Genomic DNA, 15918 nt, shown 5'->3' on the forward strand with positions numbered 1-15918 from the left:
TTACACCGTCGCGCTTAATCGATAACCGATTTCGTAAATATCACCATTCTGGAAGGTACGCGCTACCGCATACTTGCTTGCAGAAATAAGCGTACCGGTTGTACCGCCTTTGGTTGAGTTGGTCAGTAGTGCAGCACCAGTCACCGTTAATGTTCCTGACGTTGCAATAGTCAGTTGTGCTGCAGCTGCCATGTTGTCAATCGAATTACCATTGGTGTCTACTGGCACCCATTCAGGACGTGTGGCATTGGTATAGCCTTCGGTACCGCTGACAATTTCACTGGCTACTGCTGCAAAATTGGCTGCTGTCCAGGTTGGAGCCGGTGCAGTAGCACCACCAAATAGTGCCAGGAAGTATTTTGCGGTTTTTGCTTTTGCACCCAAGGCTACATTTAGGATATGGGAAATCCCTTCATTGACCACCAGGTTTTCATTGCGCTGCCATTCACCACCATTGACACGATCAAAGTATTCACCCTTAAAACTGATGCCACCGAGCTTATTAAAGGTGATTTGATTGCCATCTTCGCTATATTCACCACGCGCTAATGCACCTAACAGTGCGTCTTTATTTAAATTTTCCATTGTCATGACCGGATAGTTAAACCAGTCTTTACTGTAGAACAGTGACAATCCGATCATCAAACCTTACAGACTGTCCACCTTTTGCGGTGATGCCTTTCAAAGTGTTGGCATGTACTTCAACCAGATTTCCAGATGGTGTACCAATGCAGTAACCATTTTCAGCCAACCACAATACCGATTCTAAACCTGCAGATAATTCCCCAAGCAAATCACTATTGACACGTAAAGCCGTACCAGGCACCGGAGCCTTTGCACCAGTCTGAACCAGGCGCAAATCTCTAACATCGGAACCACTTAAAAAAACCACACTATTAGATTGACCAACCCAAATACCGGATTCAACCGGTTCCACAAAGGTCACACGTTGCGGTAAAGCAATAAAGTCATAACGCTCATCACATAAATGAAAGTTTAACGCCTGGGAGAAAAGTAAAAGGTTTTTATCTGCGGTTAGCAACCGACCACGCCAGAGCTTTAAAAACTTACCGGTGCGCATAGGTGACAGGTTTTGAAACTGTGCGGCACGTGTCAGGTCCTTATCATTGGTGACGGTGAATGTTGCAGTAATAACAGGCAGTGCAATCACCTTCAACAATTCAGATCCGTTTCGTTCTGTCATGTAAATCGTTACCCGGTCAGCATCACCGCTGTAGTTGTACGGCAGTACCAGATGAATGCCGCCTTCACCTTCAAACGTCACTATATTGGACAAGGCAGATTCACGGCCATTTTTGGACCATGAGATTGCTAGGTTATAAGTACCTTCAGACAAGGAGCCATCTACAGCATTAAGCATCGGTGTTGGTGGCGTACCAATGGTCAACTTCTCCACACTCAAACCATCGTATTTATAGAGTGCTGTTGCATCCGAGATCACAATGAAATTATTAACAACCAGGTAATTCACAGCACCTTGCACTTGAATATTCAAAGCAAGGTGCGACCAATCAGAAGTATCTATTTTTACCAGTTCGCCATTTAGGGTGCCAAAGGTGTCACCGTGTAATGGGCTTTGCCATAAGTTCTTATATGGTGTTTCAGTCACAACTGCACCGGTGTCGCGTAATTCCATGCGCCCGGCAGAGGTGATATTGACGTTCACAGCATCTCGAAGTTTAACAAAAGGTGTTTTGCCAAAACTTGACATGCTTTCATCATCAGAAACATTATCCATGCCACGTAAGGGTGTTAATCGTTTCATGTTGGTCCACCTTTCCTGTATTGGTCAGAGTTGCCATCCGGTCGAATATAGTGGACCTTTAAGCGTATGTTAGGTACACCATAAGCCGTATGACTAAATGACAATGGTGTTACTTCTTTTTGTTCAATAATGACTGGTCGCTTAACCTTAGCGACCTTTAAGCGTTGGCCAAAGTTTGAAATATCCCAATCATTACTCAGGCTATCAAAACCATCAGCCGAAATATCACGTACCTTATTGCTGATCCAAGTAGTACCAAACAGCTCGGATGCAAAGCCTTTAGGAATCGTAGGCATTTGTGGCCCTATCCATAAGCCTTGTGGCTTATATGGTGTATCGCCTGATCGTCCTGCACCCATAGCTAGGGCATTAAATCCATTTGCTTTAACGGTACGGTGGAAATGCTCTACCCAGTTATTACCAAATGCAACGGCATTAAATCCACCAGGACGAATATAGCGCGGTCCAAAATAAGGCGATGTTACTGTGGGTCGTCCGTATAAAGCATTATTACTGCTATCGAATTGCTGAAGCTCACGTGGCGAACCATCAGATAAGAAATGCCATCCCATGCGGAACGACTGAATACCATTTGGTTGGATGTAGCGTCTTTTTAGGGCGACTGTTGGGCGTGCTACAGCGGATTGATTTATCCCAAACATACTCACTGTGCGATGACGTAGGGTGATAGTAGTCCAACCAAATACCTCACCTGGTTGTCTGTTACCACCATCACTGTTGACGTAATGTAAACGGCCATGCCTGTAATGGTTTTGGATTGCTTGTGCCGGTGCTTCCATCACTGCATATATGGTATGTGGATTTAATCGTGGCCGTCCAACTTCCGTATTTGGTGGTATAGCGGCAACCGCAACTGTGCGGTTTTTTAAGCCTACCGAGTGATCACCAATCGCAAACTGCTGTATCCCCGGCTCAACCAGAATGCCGTTTGATTGGGTGTGATGGCCCCCCATTTGTGTTGCTACAAAACCACTCGCAAAAATCACATTGGTTTTTAAGCTTGGATTAGATACTTGGTCACGTGGCACCCCAATACCCTGTCCTTCAAAATCTTCCGGCCGCGCATCTTCACCAGTCCAATCTAAAGTAATTGTTTGCAAGCTATAGGGTGGCGCACCGGTTTTCACGACACGATGCAGACCAAACGCCATGTAGTTATTGCCGTTCACTTTCATGGACCGATTACGGAAAGCGATAATTGTCTTACCCCAAAGCTCGGAGCCGTAACCATCTACCGGTAGGTATTGTTTATGCAAACGGATGCTAGGCTTACCCATTTCTTCTGTGACATTACCTCGTTGTTTTAACTCAGGTGTGACATTGTGTACACGTGGCTCACCAAAATAATCGCGGTGTGTCCATCGTGGGGTAAAGGTGTTCCACTTGATATATAAGGATGGACCACCAAAGGCTTCCAGTTCTGGTCCTACCGGCTCGATATAGCGTGTATGCAGATCAATTTTAGGTAAAGGCATGGAGGGCTGATAAATACTATATCGGCTTTCCAGGGATAATTTACGGATACGGAAAGCAATCATCGGCTGACCAAATACCATTGAATCAAATGCCCCAACCCATCGGTATTGTCTGCGCGTATTCACCATGGCAGCATTACCCCATTGATCATGCCTTCCGGACACCGGTGCAATCACAAACGCTGAGTTATGCACACGCCCCCATCCAGAGATATAATGGGGTTCCATACCTTCCAGACGTAAATAACGCACACGATCTGCAATCATTGGTTTACCAAAGACTGTCATCAACATAGCTTCTGGCTTTAACAGACGAGCATTGTTATTAATAGCACTGTAGCCATAACGTGTGGCTGTGAACCCTTGCGTACCAATAACACGGTTGCGATTAGCAATGGCAGTCCACTGACCAAACTCGCCAGGATTCAAGCCATCCCCTGAATCGTAGTTGTGCTGAATATACTGGCGTTTGTTCCAGGCTCTTGCTGTACCGTAACGGTCCGAAGTTTGGGTTCCGAATGTCAGAAAGCCTGTTGCACGTACCCAACGTGTATGCAGTTCAAATCTATGGTTCTCGGGAAATCCTTGTGCATTAAACCCTGTGCCATATATGCCCTGATTTTCAGGAACGATACGCTCACCAAATAATGAAGCAACATAGCCAGAAGGTTTAATAAACTGTGTTCCACCGATCAAATGTTTGCTTTCAAATTCACGGTATATACTGGACGGTATTAACTTTCTAACCTTGAACCATACAGTCGGTGAGCCAAAACGCAGATGCGAATCACCCCGACCAAGTATGAAACGCAATCCATGCTCGACTTTAGGTTGTGCAAATCCAGGGATGCCAATACCAGTAGCCGAAAGATGGCGATAGCGGAACCAGACTAACGGCTCACTAAAGCGCAAGGTATTCATGCCAGGTGGCGGAATTTCGCGTGTCTTGTTGCTGATCCACGGCTCACCAAAACGCATTGCGTTAAAGCCGGAAGGTTTAATTTCTGGCGGCTTGGTTATAACATGCTTGCCGAATCGCTGTGATTCTGGCCAGTCGATGCCACGTGCATTGATCCGACGAATACGCTCACTAATAAAAGTGTTACCAAACGTGGCACTATCCCATGCACCAGGAATAACCGAAGGTGTTTTATTGCGGATCTCCGTGGTACCAAAAATATTGGCATCAAAAGATTGCACACCGGCTGTACTCAGGTTGGAACGAATCTCTGACCAGTCACCATAAAGAGATTGATCACTCCCTGGAACATTGACAATGCGACGTGTATTTTTGATCGCAATATCACCAAAAATACCACCTGGGGTATGTGGACTTCCTTCGTGATAAATACGCTGCTTCGGATCAAATACTTTGGCATATCCAGAAAGGAATGCTTCAACCTTAAATGGTGTTAAATATCGTGGGCTATGCGATATCCAGGCGTTACCATAACTATCGGTAGTAAAACCTTTTGGAGATGGATTACGCTGTACACAGGCTGTACCGAATGCACCGGGTAAAATACCCATTGGGTACAGGATACGTGGTGATACATTTGGACGATCTATTGTAGGTGGCGCAATACCTCGTGATGGTGAGCGCAAGTCAACATACTGATCTGCACGTGTGTTGATCGCTTTCGGTGTTGGGAATGCTAAAACATTAAAACCTGTTGCACGAACATACTTAACCCCACCTTGCATATACGCTGTACCAAATACAGCCGTGTGCATCCCACCGAAGCGAAGGTATTGACGTAAGTTATAGATCGTTGGGCGACCATACAGTGAAGCATTAAAACCTGCGGCACCGCTTGTTTGATTCTTATTTTTAAGTTGTGCTGTGCCAAATAGCGATGCGTTTAAACCTGTTGCCCGTATTGATTGTGTCAGGTTGTGTATTTTTGGGTTCGGGATATTGAGTGAGCCAAAACCAGCTGTACGAACATGCTGAGTGAATACAAGATTGCCAATCCCAAATTCTTCGTTTAAAAATGACAATCCATTAATGTACTGTGTAACAGGTAGTTCAGTATCAGGAACACCTAAAAATGTCGCATGTAGATCGTAAGAAACCGTCAGTTGTGATGGTTCAGCGTCTTTTAAATAATGCGCTGTGAGCGAATACGGTTTATCGTGCTCAAAATTGTCGCTCATCTTTCTCTCGACTAAACTCTGCGTAAGGTTAATTTTCTAAGCGAAAAGCCACGCCCCACTCGTGGGATACCCGCCACATGTGTCGCTTTATGTGTGCCGTACAGCACCTCAACATCATTGATAAACACCCTAAACTGCCGACTACCAAGATAGTTCACCTGTAGCGTATGATATGTATTTCTGGCCAACACAGGTGTTGCCAAACTACCTGCACCATATATACCTACAAAAATTTTATTATACGAATCTCCATTTAGCGTGTTACCAAAACTAATTTGCAAACTACCTGAACGCCAGTCGCCGGAATTCCTTAATAACTCAAGATATCCAAGACTGCTCGTTATCGGAACCTTAAATTCACACTTAAACACCCAAGGCAAGGTAAAATCAAAAACTTTATCTGCAATCATTCCCGATGTTGCTGATATTAAATCAAGCTCAAGACCTTCTGAGTAAATTGCACCGACAGGTTGTGTCCAAATATATTGATCAAAACCAATATCACTGACAGAACTAGACCCTATTTTGAGGCTAATATTGTTGAGCATGTCTAACAATTGAGTTTTTACCGAAACCTCATCACTCACAAAGCTCGTCGCACCACGCCATACACGTACTCGGTAATAATAGGTCAAACCTTCAACCACGTCAGCATCCACGTAGTACATGGTCTTTAATCCACTGGCGATGGGTGAAGGTAAATCCTCATCAGCAACCGAAGCCATACTAACCATGGAACGGATCACATCAAAGGAATCGAAGTGACCGAATTGTGCAAACTCAAGTCGGATGCCAGACTCAGTTGTCATAATAAATTCCCGTAATAATCTTCGTTCTTCCAATAACCTTTCGCATCATGCCAGGTGCAATACTGATCAAAGAAAACTCGCTCACCTTCCATCAACTTGTCTTTCACAAAGCCACCGATCCACAACTCCACTTCGCCATGGTGACGGCGGCTGAGTTCGACACAGTACATCTGGAATTTTGGTTGTGCCATCAAGTGTGGCCAATCAATCTTTTTTTCATCTGCGGCATAAACGTCTGCCTGAAATCCACTTACACCAACGCCTTGGGTTGGTGGTTTTTCCGCAGTCGGTTGTTTTACTTCTTCACTTGTCGCCATGAGCATCACCTTTATATGGGTTCAGCCCCATAAAACATGAGGCTATCAACGGATAAGAAATTCAGGTAATTACACCTTGAAGATTTTATTTGTTCCGTTATCCCAGGTCACAATGATGTCACCACCGTTCGGTGTGATCGGTAGACCTGTCGCAGTATCAATATAGGCAATCAATGGACTGGTAGCTTCAACACCGGTGTCCGCATAAATGATGATAGATTCAATCGATGCGCCAGTAACAGAGGTAAAGGTCACATCGGCTGCATCAGATGCGCCACCTGTCGTAGCTTTTGATGTAAGTGTGACCGGACCTGCAATACGCGCAGAAGTCGGAATATCCGACAAGTATTGGTGTACACCTGTTTGTGGTGTATAGGCACCGTTATCCACCAGGATCACTTTAATTGTGTCAGTCATCCAGTTAATCTGTGCTTCTAAAAAACGCTGACGTGCAAAGTCATAGAGTGTGTTTGCCATGTGCTTGAGTCTCCGTAGCTGAATCGGAAGCACTCATGCGCTCATGTTTAATTTCAATGTGATTATCTGCTTCAACACAAATTCGAGCCAATTGTCCTGATTTTTTGATCAATTGAACTTTGGCACCGCCAATGTAAAGCGTATCTTCGGTCTTTAAATCAATTGTACGTTTGCCCATCTTTGTGCATGATTAAATAAAATAAGTAAGATCATTATGTAAAAAACCCCTGAAAAGCTTTAGCCTTACAGGGGTGCTTATATCACAAGCAAGTCATGGCATGAATGGAATAACGTTATGCGGTATATCCTCACGAGTAATGCGTCGCAAATCACTATCAGGACGAATACCGAAATAGTCTGTAAATTCCTGTTCTGCTAATGCTGACCGATTTGGATCAAAGAATTCTGCATCTGGTACCTTAAACGCTTGGTGTAGAACCCACTGAATCAATTGAACATGGTGAATTTGGTTAATTTCTGGAACATCGGTATCATTTTCCATTGGTAACAATGGCACACGATAGCCTTCTAATTGTAATTCACCATCTACATCAGGAATTGGAACAAGGCGAATACCTGTATCATCCTGAACAATGTGTTCAGGTTTACCCTGTTTCACTCGCCAATTCTCAACATCATAATAATGATCGAGTAATTCAGCTGACATTAAAGTCAAGTATTGCCCTTTTGTTCCATCACTCGGCTGGAACCACACTCGAGTCAATTCGTATAACGATTCATGTAACTGATAACGAGATGAACCAATCAATATATTAATCTTACAAACATCATTGTTTTGGGATTCATGCAATAAACGACCACGGATACACGCTTCACTTACGGCATCATTAAGCCAATCAATGACACTGGCATCATCAATAAAATATGGTTCTACTTTATCGTTGGCCAGTGTACGAAAACGGCTGATCAGGTCATTTAGCTGCATTACACAACCCCATATTGATGAATCATTTGAGTAACTGATTCTTTTAATTCATCAAGATTTTTTTGTGGGCTAAGTTTCTGCTCATACTTTTCTAAAGCATATTGAACCAAGCCAGCCTTTGTCATTTTTCCAATTGTTTCAATTTCATCAAGAACCTGATTTTCTTTATCAATTTCTTCTTGCTGTTTTTCTTTAGAGCGATTGAGAATACTTGACGTATCATCATCTAAGCCTTGCTCAGTAGATTCACCAGAAATGGATTCAGGCTCACCCTCATAACGAGTAAACTCAGGATGTTTTAAAAACTTGGTTGCCAAATCACTTGGAATTGATCGCACTTGACCTTGTTCAAAGGTTAAAGCTGATTCGTATAAGTGGTCGGTATATAGAGATTTATTTCCAATATACTGAATTGATACACCAGCAGATTTTTGAACAACATTGGTTGGGGTGATTGTCGCTGTATTAATTGCGACATTCTTTTGATGCTCAACCTTTTGGCGTAGATTCACAACTTCCGCACTCAATGCCAAGTAATCTTCAGGATCAGGCAAGTGCTTAACCAAATGCACCGTTGTACGGAATAAATAATCCTTTGCCTTTTGTTCATCTGGTAATTCTTCATAAGGTAAAAAACATGGATGTTCTTTTTTCTCCATATCTTTTACTTCACCATACTTCCAGCCCTCAGCTTCTTTGACCTTATACCAAGACTCATGAGACTGTTCAGGTGTGGCATCAGGATTTGCCAAATGCATTTCAACGCCAGCAATCAAACTTTGTTTATGTGATTCTGGTGTGTCATCCCAAGTAGGTTGACTATCATCACCCATTGATTGGCAATATGCAGCATTAATCGCATGACACATCATCGCTATTGCAATCGTTTTCATCTTATCACCGTAATAAGTTAAAAAATAAAAAGAATGGTGTAGGTCTGTCTAAAACCTACACCATCAAAACATTAACGAGGACCTGTCAATTCACCGCTGACAATAACCTTGATGTCGCTTGCCTTGGCATTCGCTGCACCACCAGTGGTTAAAATCAATCGTGCAGCCTTAGGCAAGGTTACCAATTTACCTGTATTAGCACGTAATCGACCTGCCGTTGCAAGATCACCAGCATTGATAAAATATGCTGCATCTTGTGGTACTTCTGTACTATCACCATCAACATATTTAAAGCCAAGTGAACCTGTAACGGTGGCTGTCATACCTGTTTTAATCAGGATTTGAGCATCATCAAGGCGCATACCTTCTGGTAGTTCACCTAAATCGATAACATCACCACTTGCTACTGCAACAGTTGTATCTGAATCAATTACGGCACCTGAAGCATTCGTGGCAAGAAAAAATGCTAACGCTGTAACATTGCCATATGGTGAGAATCCACCAAACTGACCATAACCACTAGGCTTCTTCTTAATTGTCGCCATTTTAAAATCTCCAAGGATTAGAATAAGATGAGGTATGCCCATAACTGGACATACCCAAAACAATTACTGATTAGCACCAATGATTGGCACAGCGGTATCAACAACAGTTACACCATAGTCGGTAAATTCTGTACGCTCACCAGTATCAACAGCGAAACGGATTTTTGATGTACCACGAATGGCACCGATCAATAATTCCCATTTATCGCCATGATCAAGGTCTTTTTCAGACCAGAAGAAAGGCACACCAGACTTATCACTTGCAGCCATTGCTTCCGCAATTGCTTGTCCACCCAAAATAATTGAACGGTCAACAGCGAAAGTGCTACCAAAACTTGATGGTACGATTAAATCTGATTCAGCTTCACTGTCATACGAAGCACAATATTTAATTGTGTCACCTGCATAGAAACGAATCGGACGTGGCATTTTTCGGATAATAAATCCGTTCCATAAACCCACATCACCTAAGAAAAGCGGATGTTGTTTTGCCTGACTTGCTCGCGCAAATGCAGATGATTGGAAAGAACGGAAACCTGGTTGGGCAGCAAATTTGTTGTACTGTGCTGGCGATACAAGCCATACACGTAATGGTGAATCTTCCGCAGCAACATCACCTTCAAACTTACAAATAGGTGGTGGTAAAGCAATTTGATCCAGAACAGTTTTCATTGAATCAACTGAATCCATTGTAAATAGATCAGTTGTTGCAATATCAAACTCACCTGCATTGCTTTTAACGCTCTGTACACCAGAACCATCAACAACATAGTGACGGTTTTTAGTTGGTGCTTTAACACGGTTTACCATGATTTCATTGAAGTTTTTATGATTATCTTTAGGAATAACCCATTCAATGTTGTTATGAGAACCACGTGCACCAGCCATATGCACAAGTAATGACTGATCACAATAGCGATCCATCAAGTTCTGAGCGACTGGACGACCAAGTTTGCGTAAATCAGCTGGGCTACGAATCTGTGACATCACGTTACCCAAATCAACAGGGAAACGAGCTTGGTTCACACGTAGGCGATCTTCATTCAAAGACATCCCCACACCACGACCTTCAGCATACGCACTACCCATAATTGGATATGCACCGACTGGATTTAGTAAGTGGAATGTCACTTCATCACCACGCCCTTTTCCTAAGTCCTGAACACGAACAATAGGCATATGGGATGTGGTTTGTTTACGGAGAGTCGCTTCCGCACCTGCTTCGCCCTTAGGCATTTTCCCAGCCAATAGGTTTAAGGTGCTGTTACGATTCATGTGTGTAGCGAACAGACCTACCGCTTGGGTAACTAAATTGGTCTTATCGCCATAACTTGCGTTAGTTTTAGTAGTCATGTTTCAAATACTCTCATCACGTATGTTTAAACACGTCTATTGAGAAATTGCTCCACTTGGTCGGGTGTCCATCCTTGCATTTCCTCTGCAAGTTGCGCTGGCGACATTGCTGCCAAACGCTCATCACGAGAAACACCAGCAGGACTACCAGCAGGCAAATCACTCAGACTGTTCGGTGGTGGTGTTTGAGCCTGACTCACAGCTTTTAGCGCTACTGCCTTTACTGCATCATTGGCAGGTTGAGCAGCTTGTTGACCTGATTGGGTATTCGACTTATACAATCCTAGAAGTTCTACCACCTGAGCAGCTGAACCTTTATCCAAAACTGTTTCATACGCATCTTTCAGAAAACTTGGTTGTGCATTCTTCCAATCATTAAATTCTTTCGATTCAACAATAGATTCTGCATCTGGGTGTGCTGTAAAGATTTCGTTAAAATGAGCTTGCTCTACACTGACCTGCTGTTGTTGCTGAATTGGAGCTAAAGCAGTTTGTAATTGCTGTTGCACCAAAGTTGAAACCTGTGAATTAACAAGTTTCTGAATACCAGCAGCCAAATCTTTCTCGCTAAAATCCCCAAAGATTGCAGGGTCTACACCCTGATCAATCGCTTGTTGTGCGATATTTGCTTGGTTGTCCTGTGTAGTTGGAGCCTGTCCGTTATCTTTACGTTCCTGTGCATCAGCTTGAAGTTGTGCCAACTGTTGTTGAGCTTCATCAAACTTTTGCTTCCATTCCTTTTCACCGTTACGTGCTTCCACTAACTTGTCATAGGGAATGGTATGTTTTCCGTCTTTCGCTAAGATCACAGCATTTAACTGGCTTTCATCGACCTGTTGTTGCTGTTGTGTATCAGCTGGTTGTTGCGTACCGTCTTGACCTTCAACTTTTGGGGTGTTTTCCTCTGTAACTTGGGTAGTTGCTGGCTGACTACCATTTTCCGCAGTTGCGGTATCGCCATTTAACGCTTGCTCTAAAAGCTGCGCTGCAAGTTCAGGTGATGCTTTACCACCGTTAGCTTCAATCAACTCATTTTGTTGCTCTGTAATATCCATGTCTGTCCTATCACTTATCGCTGTGACCGCAAAGGCGAATGGCTAGAGTTATCTAGCGTTTAGCTGTTGATTGCTCAACATGAGACAAGTGTCTAGGATTTAGATATGATGTCGTTAGCCTTACAGGGGGTAGGATTAATGGCAGAATATTGTGCTCAATGTTCCAAACAATATGGAATGAGTAATGGGTTTATCAATGAATGTAAACCTAACTATCTAGCAAATGTTATTTGTGAAGGTTGTGGTGTAATTCAGGTCAATCATAAAGGTGAATGTGTGAGCCATGATTGCGATAATGGGAATCATGCTATCAGATGGCCAATGAAATAATAAAAACCACTCAATCGAGTGGTTTAATACTTGAATTAGGATGCCATCCTACATATAGCCATTTTTTGGGCTTTGGCACCCACTCATAGACATTACCTTTTTCATCCTTTTTAAAGAAAAGCGGACCAGAAAAATGAGTGGCATCCAATGGAATTCCTGTCATTAAGTCTAATAATGTTTCACCTGCGAGATTTTTACTAGCAATATCGCTCCAGTATCTTTGCGTGTACCACTTGCCATCCTCCCAACAATAAACATCATCAAGTGACTTTGTTTTAATAGCATCTTTTAACTTATTAATACCACCAAACTTACTTATAATCTCTGTTTTATACATATTGCACCTCTGCAATACCTACAATGGTGTTGGCAAATGCGGTAGGTAAACGCATCTTTCGGGGATCAGCCTAGCCAACTTTTAAATAATATCAAATTAATTAAATAACCTTTTGACTTTAAACAAAAAGCCAACATCATAAATGTTGGCTGTCTATGAATAATTAAATCAATTGATCCAATAATGCAGTCATTTTGGTTTCAGCTTTTTCGCGTAAATCTTTATTGATATTTGGTAAGCTCAATAATTGAGTAAGCAAGTATGCATTTTCACGATTATTTAAAAGTTTAGTTCGATGAATGCACTCACCAACACTACCACTGGAACATGCTTGGTTATCATTTGTAGGATCGGTGGATTTAACAGCATCACTATATTTAATTTCTAATTCAGGCAATTCAGAAACTATAGGGCTGTCTTGCAACTTCCCAGCATCCACACCTTGGCTTGCAAAATGTTCTTAGATTTTAATTTGATGGTTTAATTTTTCTTTCAATAAATAACCCTCAAGCATCCATACTTTGTTGCGAGCATTTTCACGAGCAACCTTTTTGCCAATTTCAGGATCAAAGTTTTCAGGACTTGCGCACGCTGATTCACCTGTGACTGTAAATCCATTTTTAAGAACTAATACGCAAAATGTTAGCGTACCAAGTACACTATGAAACCCCATAGCATCATAACCATTACAATTGTTCCCAACGCCTTGCGCTGCTGTAAAGTAATATTCGTCAACAATAGTGGCATCAATATCAGCAGGCGTTAAGCGTGGCGCATTTAAGTTTTTAGATTGGATTTCTTGCTCAATTTGTTGTTCTAACGTTTTGTGGTCTTCCTGAACCAAAATCACGACTGCACCGTTCGGAATACGATCTGTTTTATGGCTATAAGTTTCATTATTTGTCACTCGATAATCAAGTAATGGATTTTCGACAACCAAGTAATCACCTGAAATATGCCACGCACTAACGCCAATCATTCGTGCAACCTGTTCAGCATTACCAGTAGTGTCAGTGGTTGGATCAAGTTGTAAAGTAATTTGAGCAGTCATAATAAATTCCAATAAAAAAGACAGCCGATTCGACTGCCTTAGTATCTGTGAACAATGAAAATTACTCTTGCCTTACAGGGGGCATGTTGTCATTGGTTCGTGGAGTCTCAATCCCCTGCATTCCTGTAGAACCTTGTTGTGGTACTGGTGGGTTCATTGGACTTGTATTCTGTTGTACCTCTGCCAGTCCTTCACTTCCTAACTGTGCTCCTTCACCTTCTAAATATGGTGAGCGTACATCACGTACTGCAGTCTGATCTGCGGTTGGAAAGTTAGGATCATCACCCATCGGATTAGGACGCTGATAACCTGCACCTTGCATAACCACATCAGCAATCGGTGCAATTTGTGGCATCTGCGCAACCTGTGCTCCAGCCTGCATTGCGCTATAAGCAGCTTGAACTCCAATTTGTACAGAACGTGCATCAATTTCCTTGATTTCACTACCTGCCTTACGTTCCTTGAGCTCAAGTTCACGACGTTTTAGATCAATACCAGCATCGGCAAGTGCTCTATCAACCGCTTCTTTGATTTGTTGCTCAACTTGTTCTGGTGTCGGTGCCTGTGTAGCTTGGCGAATAGATTCAATAATATCTTTCTTGAATGGAATGTCAGTCAAGGCCATCACATAAGGCAATACTGCAACTTGAACCTCTTGAGGTAAGGATTTAACAATCTCAGACAAGGCATTAAGTTGTTGTTCTCGGAAAGTGCTGGTACTTGGAACATCATCAAGTACAACTTTCAAGCGTGTACGTTGAACATCATTACTAACATAAGGATAACCATGTTCATCAACCTCAGGTTTATTGATAACAACTGTACGATCCTCACGTACCGCATCACCTTCAATAATGATAGTCTGCTGCTGAGTGCCCATATCCTCAACGATCATTGATAGTAGCATTTCTCCCATGAGGGTACGTCCCTCACGGAAATTATCCATCATCTTCATTAAAGTTTGATTGGATTGCTCAACTTGAATCTGCTCTTGTTTACCCGAAGTAGCATTACCTTTTTTACCTTGGAACCCAGAAGTAATATTGCTTACTTGCTCAATAGCAGCACGATTATCACTAATCAGTTGGAAATGTTGCTGTGATAATTCATAGTCACGTTTAACATCAAATCTTGCACCAGGTCTAGCCATGTGTGCTGCATCCAATACAATATCAGCATCAGGACGCGCAACTTGACGACGTAATTGTTCGTCTGTCATCGCCACTGCACCTTTGGTACGTTCAACACGTGTAACACTCATCCCCCAACGTAACTTTGAGATACCAGAGTTAATGCTGTCTTGACTGTACTTCATGCCACGAACAAAGCCATACGGTATGCCAGTATTATCTTCACGAAACCCAAAAAAAGGTACATAAGGGAAATAATGGTGTGAATATGGCGAAGGACTATCATGTAAAAGGTGTGGTCCAAGCCAATATGAACGACGCAATTTTGATATGGTAGCCTGCTCTACACGTGCAACACCTTGATAAATTGCCAAATCATGAGCCATGTTATTGATGTCATACTCAACGATGCGACCATCACTGAACTTTAAAACTGGTACACGCACCCAACGACGGTACCAAACCTCAGTGACGTTTATCTCTTTAGATGTCGGGTTATACCAGTAGTTTTCACTTATCGTCCATGAACGTGCATCAAGCCAAGCGTTTTGTAAGCCTGTACTTGCTCCACCATCGAGCACATCAGGTTGCTGCCACCATGAACCGCCATAACGACCAACTGTTTGGATTAGCTCCTTGTGTTCAGGGAAAGCACTCATCAATCGTTTAGGATGAACCCAGCGTGTACGGCGTAACCAGCGTGCATCAGATAAGTCTGGTTCTGTAGACTTCATATCCCAATGAATTTCATTACGATGAACTACAACACAACGATAAGGATATTTAAATGGGTCTTGCTCACGCTTTACCTCAACCCATCCTAAACCACATGAAATTTGAGGACGAAAAGCATCACTACATGCTTTATCAGCTTTAGATAAACGTTCAGCTTGATTTAACTTGTAGTTCAAGGCATCGGCAACATCATCACCGCCAGTTTCACCATTGGCTTTTACACGCCAATCAGTACGAGTCTGTAGCTCATAACCCATAATCGACAATAAAGCTGGACTAATTCTGTCCTCTACAGCAGGTGGAATACCGATCTGTTGCATACGGTTAAGCAAATCTGTATCTAATTGATTGCCATCTGCATAATCCATCTCTTTATCTGCGATGTGACGCCAATGAGGTTGTTCCTCAATTTCGTGCATGATCTCCGTTAATTCTTCCAGACTGAGCGCATCATCATCGCTAATCTGCTCACTTGTAGCTGTATCTTCTTGAGTAAACATA

The 15918-nt window shown here is 42.6% G+C and carries 17 protein-coding genes; 1 reads left to right on the top strand and 16 read right to left on the bottom strand.

What is annotated here, in order from left to right:
• The 12 genes from WA352_RS07665 to WA352_RS07720 all read right to left on the bottom strand — a co-directional run bounded on the left by WA352_RS07665 (position 1) and on the right by WA352_RS07720 (position 11834).
• Positions 1–585: a hypothetical protein gene (locus WA352_RS07665; RefSeq protein WP_442892231.1), complete on the bottom strand. Its 585-nt coding sequence runs from the start codon at positions 583–585 to the stop codon at positions 1–3.
• Positions 586–613: 28 nt separating this feature from the next.
• Positions 614–1786, bottom strand: a complete 1173-nt coding sequence (locus WA352_RS07670; RefSeq protein ID WP_336141838.1) for a hypothetical protein — start codon at positions 1784–1786, stop codon at positions 614–616.
• Entirely contained in the window at positions 1783–5439 is a 3657-nt protein-coding gene (locus tag WA352_RS07675) for a hypothetical protein (protein ID WP_336141841.1), read from the bottom strand. Before WA352_RS07675 ends, WA352_RS07670 begins: the two co-directional genes overlap by 4 nt.
• Positions 5440–5450: 11 nt before the next feature.
• Positions 5451–6248 carry a hypothetical protein gene (locus WA352_RS07680; protein WP_336141843.1) on the bottom strand — a complete coding sequence of 266 codons (798 nt, stop codon included), beginning with the start codon at positions 6246–6248 and terminating at the stop codon, positions 5451–5453.
• Entirely contained in the window at positions 6245–6565 is a 321-nt protein-coding gene (locus tag WA352_RS07685) for a hypothetical protein (protein WP_336141845.1), read from the bottom strand. Before WA352_RS07685 ends, WA352_RS07680 begins: the two co-directional genes overlap by 4 nt.
• Before the next feature lie 69 nt (positions 6566–6634).
• A complete protein-coding gene (locus WA352_RS07690) occupies positions 6635–7042 on the bottom strand; it encodes a hypothetical protein (RefSeq protein ID WP_336141846.1) in 408 nt (135 codons plus the stop codon).
• Positions 7023–7220 carry a hypothetical protein gene (locus WA352_RS07695; RefSeq protein ID WP_061517827.1) on the bottom strand — a complete coding sequence of 66 codons (198 nt, stop codon included), beginning with the start codon at positions 7218–7220 and terminating at the stop codon, positions 7023–7025. Before WA352_RS07695 ends, WA352_RS07690 begins: the two co-directional genes overlap by 20 nt.
• 93 nt (positions 7221–7313) lie before the next feature.
• On the bottom strand, positions 7314–7988 hold the full coding sequence (locus tag WA352_RS07700) for a phage adaptor protein (RefSeq protein ID WP_336141851.1): 675 nt from the start codon (positions 7986–7988) through the stop codon (positions 7314–7316).
• Complete coding sequence (locus WA352_RS07705; RefSeq protein WP_248130184.1) at positions 7988–8881, bottom strand: RyR domain-containing protein; 894 nt, start codon at positions 8879–8881, stop codon at positions 7988–7990. The genes WA352_RS07700 and WA352_RS07705 overlap by 1 nt, the downstream gene beginning before the upstream one ends.
• A 71-nt stretch (positions 8882–8952) precedes the next feature.
• Entirely contained in the window at positions 8953–9426 is a 474-nt protein-coding gene (locus WA352_RS07710) for a hypothetical protein (protein ID WP_010112813.1), read from the bottom strand.
• Positions 9427–9489: 63 nt separating this feature from the next.
• A complete protein-coding gene (locus tag WA352_RS07715; RefSeq protein WP_061517831.1) occupies positions 9490–10779 on the bottom strand; it encodes a phage capsid family protein in 1290 nt (429 codons plus the stop codon).
• Between the two features lie 26 nt (positions 10780–10805).
• Positions 10806–11834, bottom strand: coding sequence for a hypothetical protein (locus WA352_RS07720; protein WP_336141860.1), 1029 nt, complete (start codon positions 11832–11834; stop codon positions 10806–10808).
• A gap of 105 nt (positions 11835–11939) precedes the next feature.
• Between WA352_RS07720 and WA352_RS07725 the strand changes: the two genes are divergently transcribed.
• Positions 11940–12164, top strand: coding sequence for a hypothetical protein (locus WA352_RS07725; protein WP_336141863.1), 225 nt, complete (start codon positions 11940–11942; stop codon positions 12162–12164).
• A gap of 10 nt (positions 12165–12174) precedes the next feature.
• Here the strand turns inward: WA352_RS07725 and WA352_RS07730 are convergent, their stop codons facing one another.
• From WA352_RS07730 to WA352_RS07745, 4 genes are all read right to left on the bottom strand, one after another.
• The gene (locus WA352_RS07730; protein WP_336141864.1) at positions 12175–12501 is read right to left on the bottom strand and encodes a hypothetical protein; all 327 of its coding nucleotides are present in this window, start codon (positions 12499–12501) and stop codon (positions 12175–12177) included.
• A 163-nt stretch (positions 12502–12664) separates the two neighbouring features.
• Positions 12665–12940 (bottom strand): hypothetical protein, encoded by a 276-nt coding sequence (locus tag WA352_RS07735; RefSeq protein ID WP_336141867.1) that lies wholly within the window; start codon positions 12938–12940, stop codon positions 12665–12667.
• A 21-nt stretch (positions 12941–12961) separates the two neighbouring features.
• Entirely contained in the window at positions 12962–13345 is a 384-nt protein-coding gene (locus tag WA352_RS21845) for a Gp49 family protein (RefSeq protein ID WP_442892240.1), read from the bottom strand.
• 268 nt (positions 13346–13613) lie between these two features.
• A complete protein-coding gene (locus tag WA352_RS07745; protein ID WP_336141871.1) occupies positions 13614–15917 on the bottom strand; it encodes a portal protein in 2304 nt (767 codons plus the stop codon).
• Position 15918 lies beyond the last annotated feature (1 nt).

The sequence above is a fragment of the Acinetobacter sp. 102 genome (assembly GCF_037028485.1).
Classification (GTDB): Bacteria; Pseudomonadota; Gammaproteobacteria; order Pseudomonadales; family Moraxellaceae; genus Acinetobacter; species Acinetobacter higginsii.

Coding starts and splice junctions, on each gene's coding strand:
- WA352_RS07665 (WP_442892231.1), bottom strand. CDS start 585: ATGGAAAATTTAAATAAAGACGCACTGTTAGGTGCATTAGCGCGTGGT.
- WA352_RS07670 (WP_336141838.1), bottom strand. CDS start 1,786: ATGAAACGATTAACACCCTTACGTGGCATGGATAATGTTTCTGATGAT.
- WA352_RS07675 (WP_336141841.1), bottom strand. CDS start 5,439: ATGAGCGACAATTTTGAGCACGATAAACCGTATTCGCTCACAGCGCAT.
- WA352_RS07680 (WP_336141843.1), bottom strand. CDS start 6,248: ATGACAACTGAGTCTGGCATCCGACTTGAGTTTGCACAATTCGGTCAC.
- WA352_RS07685 (WP_336141845.1), bottom strand. CDS start 6,565: ATGGCGACAAGTGAAGAAGTAAAACAACCGACTGCGGAAAAACCACCA.
- WA352_RS07690 (WP_336141846.1), bottom strand. CDS start 7,042: ATGGCAAACACACTCTATGACTTTGCACGTCAGCGTTTTTTAGAAGCA.
- WA352_RS07695 (WP_061517827.1), bottom strand. CDS start 7,220: ATGGGCAAACGTACAATTGATTTAAAGACCGAAGATACGCTTTACATT.
- WA352_RS07700 (WP_336141851.1), bottom strand. CDS start 7,988: ATGCAGCTAAATGACCTGATCAGCCGTTTTCGTACACTGGCCAACGAT.
- WA352_RS07705 (WP_248130184.1), bottom strand. CDS start 8,881: ATGAAAACGATTGCAATAGCGATGATGTGTCATGCGATTAATGCTGCA.
- WA352_RS07710 (WP_010112813.1), bottom strand. CDS start 9,426: ATGGCGACAATTAAGAAGAAGCCTAGTGGTTATGGTCAGTTTGGTGGA.
- WA352_RS07715 (WP_061517831.1), bottom strand. CDS start 10,779: ATGACTACTAAAACTAACGCAAGTTATGGCGATAAGACCAATTTAGTT.
- WA352_RS07720 (WP_336141860.1), bottom strand. CDS start 11,834: ATGGATATTACAGAGCAACAAAATGAGTTGATTGAAGCTAACGGTGGT.
- WA352_RS07725 (WP_336141863.1), top strand. CDS start 11,940: ATGATGTCGTTAGCCTTACAGGGGGTAGGATTAATGGCAGAATATTGT.
- WA352_RS07730 (WP_336141864.1), bottom strand. CDS start 12,501: ATGTATAAAACAGAGATTATAAGTAAGTTTGGTGGTATTAATAAGTTA.
- WA352_RS07745 (WP_336141871.1), bottom strand. CDS start 15,917: ATGTTTACTCAAGAAGATACAGCTACAAGTGAGCAGATTAGCGATGAT.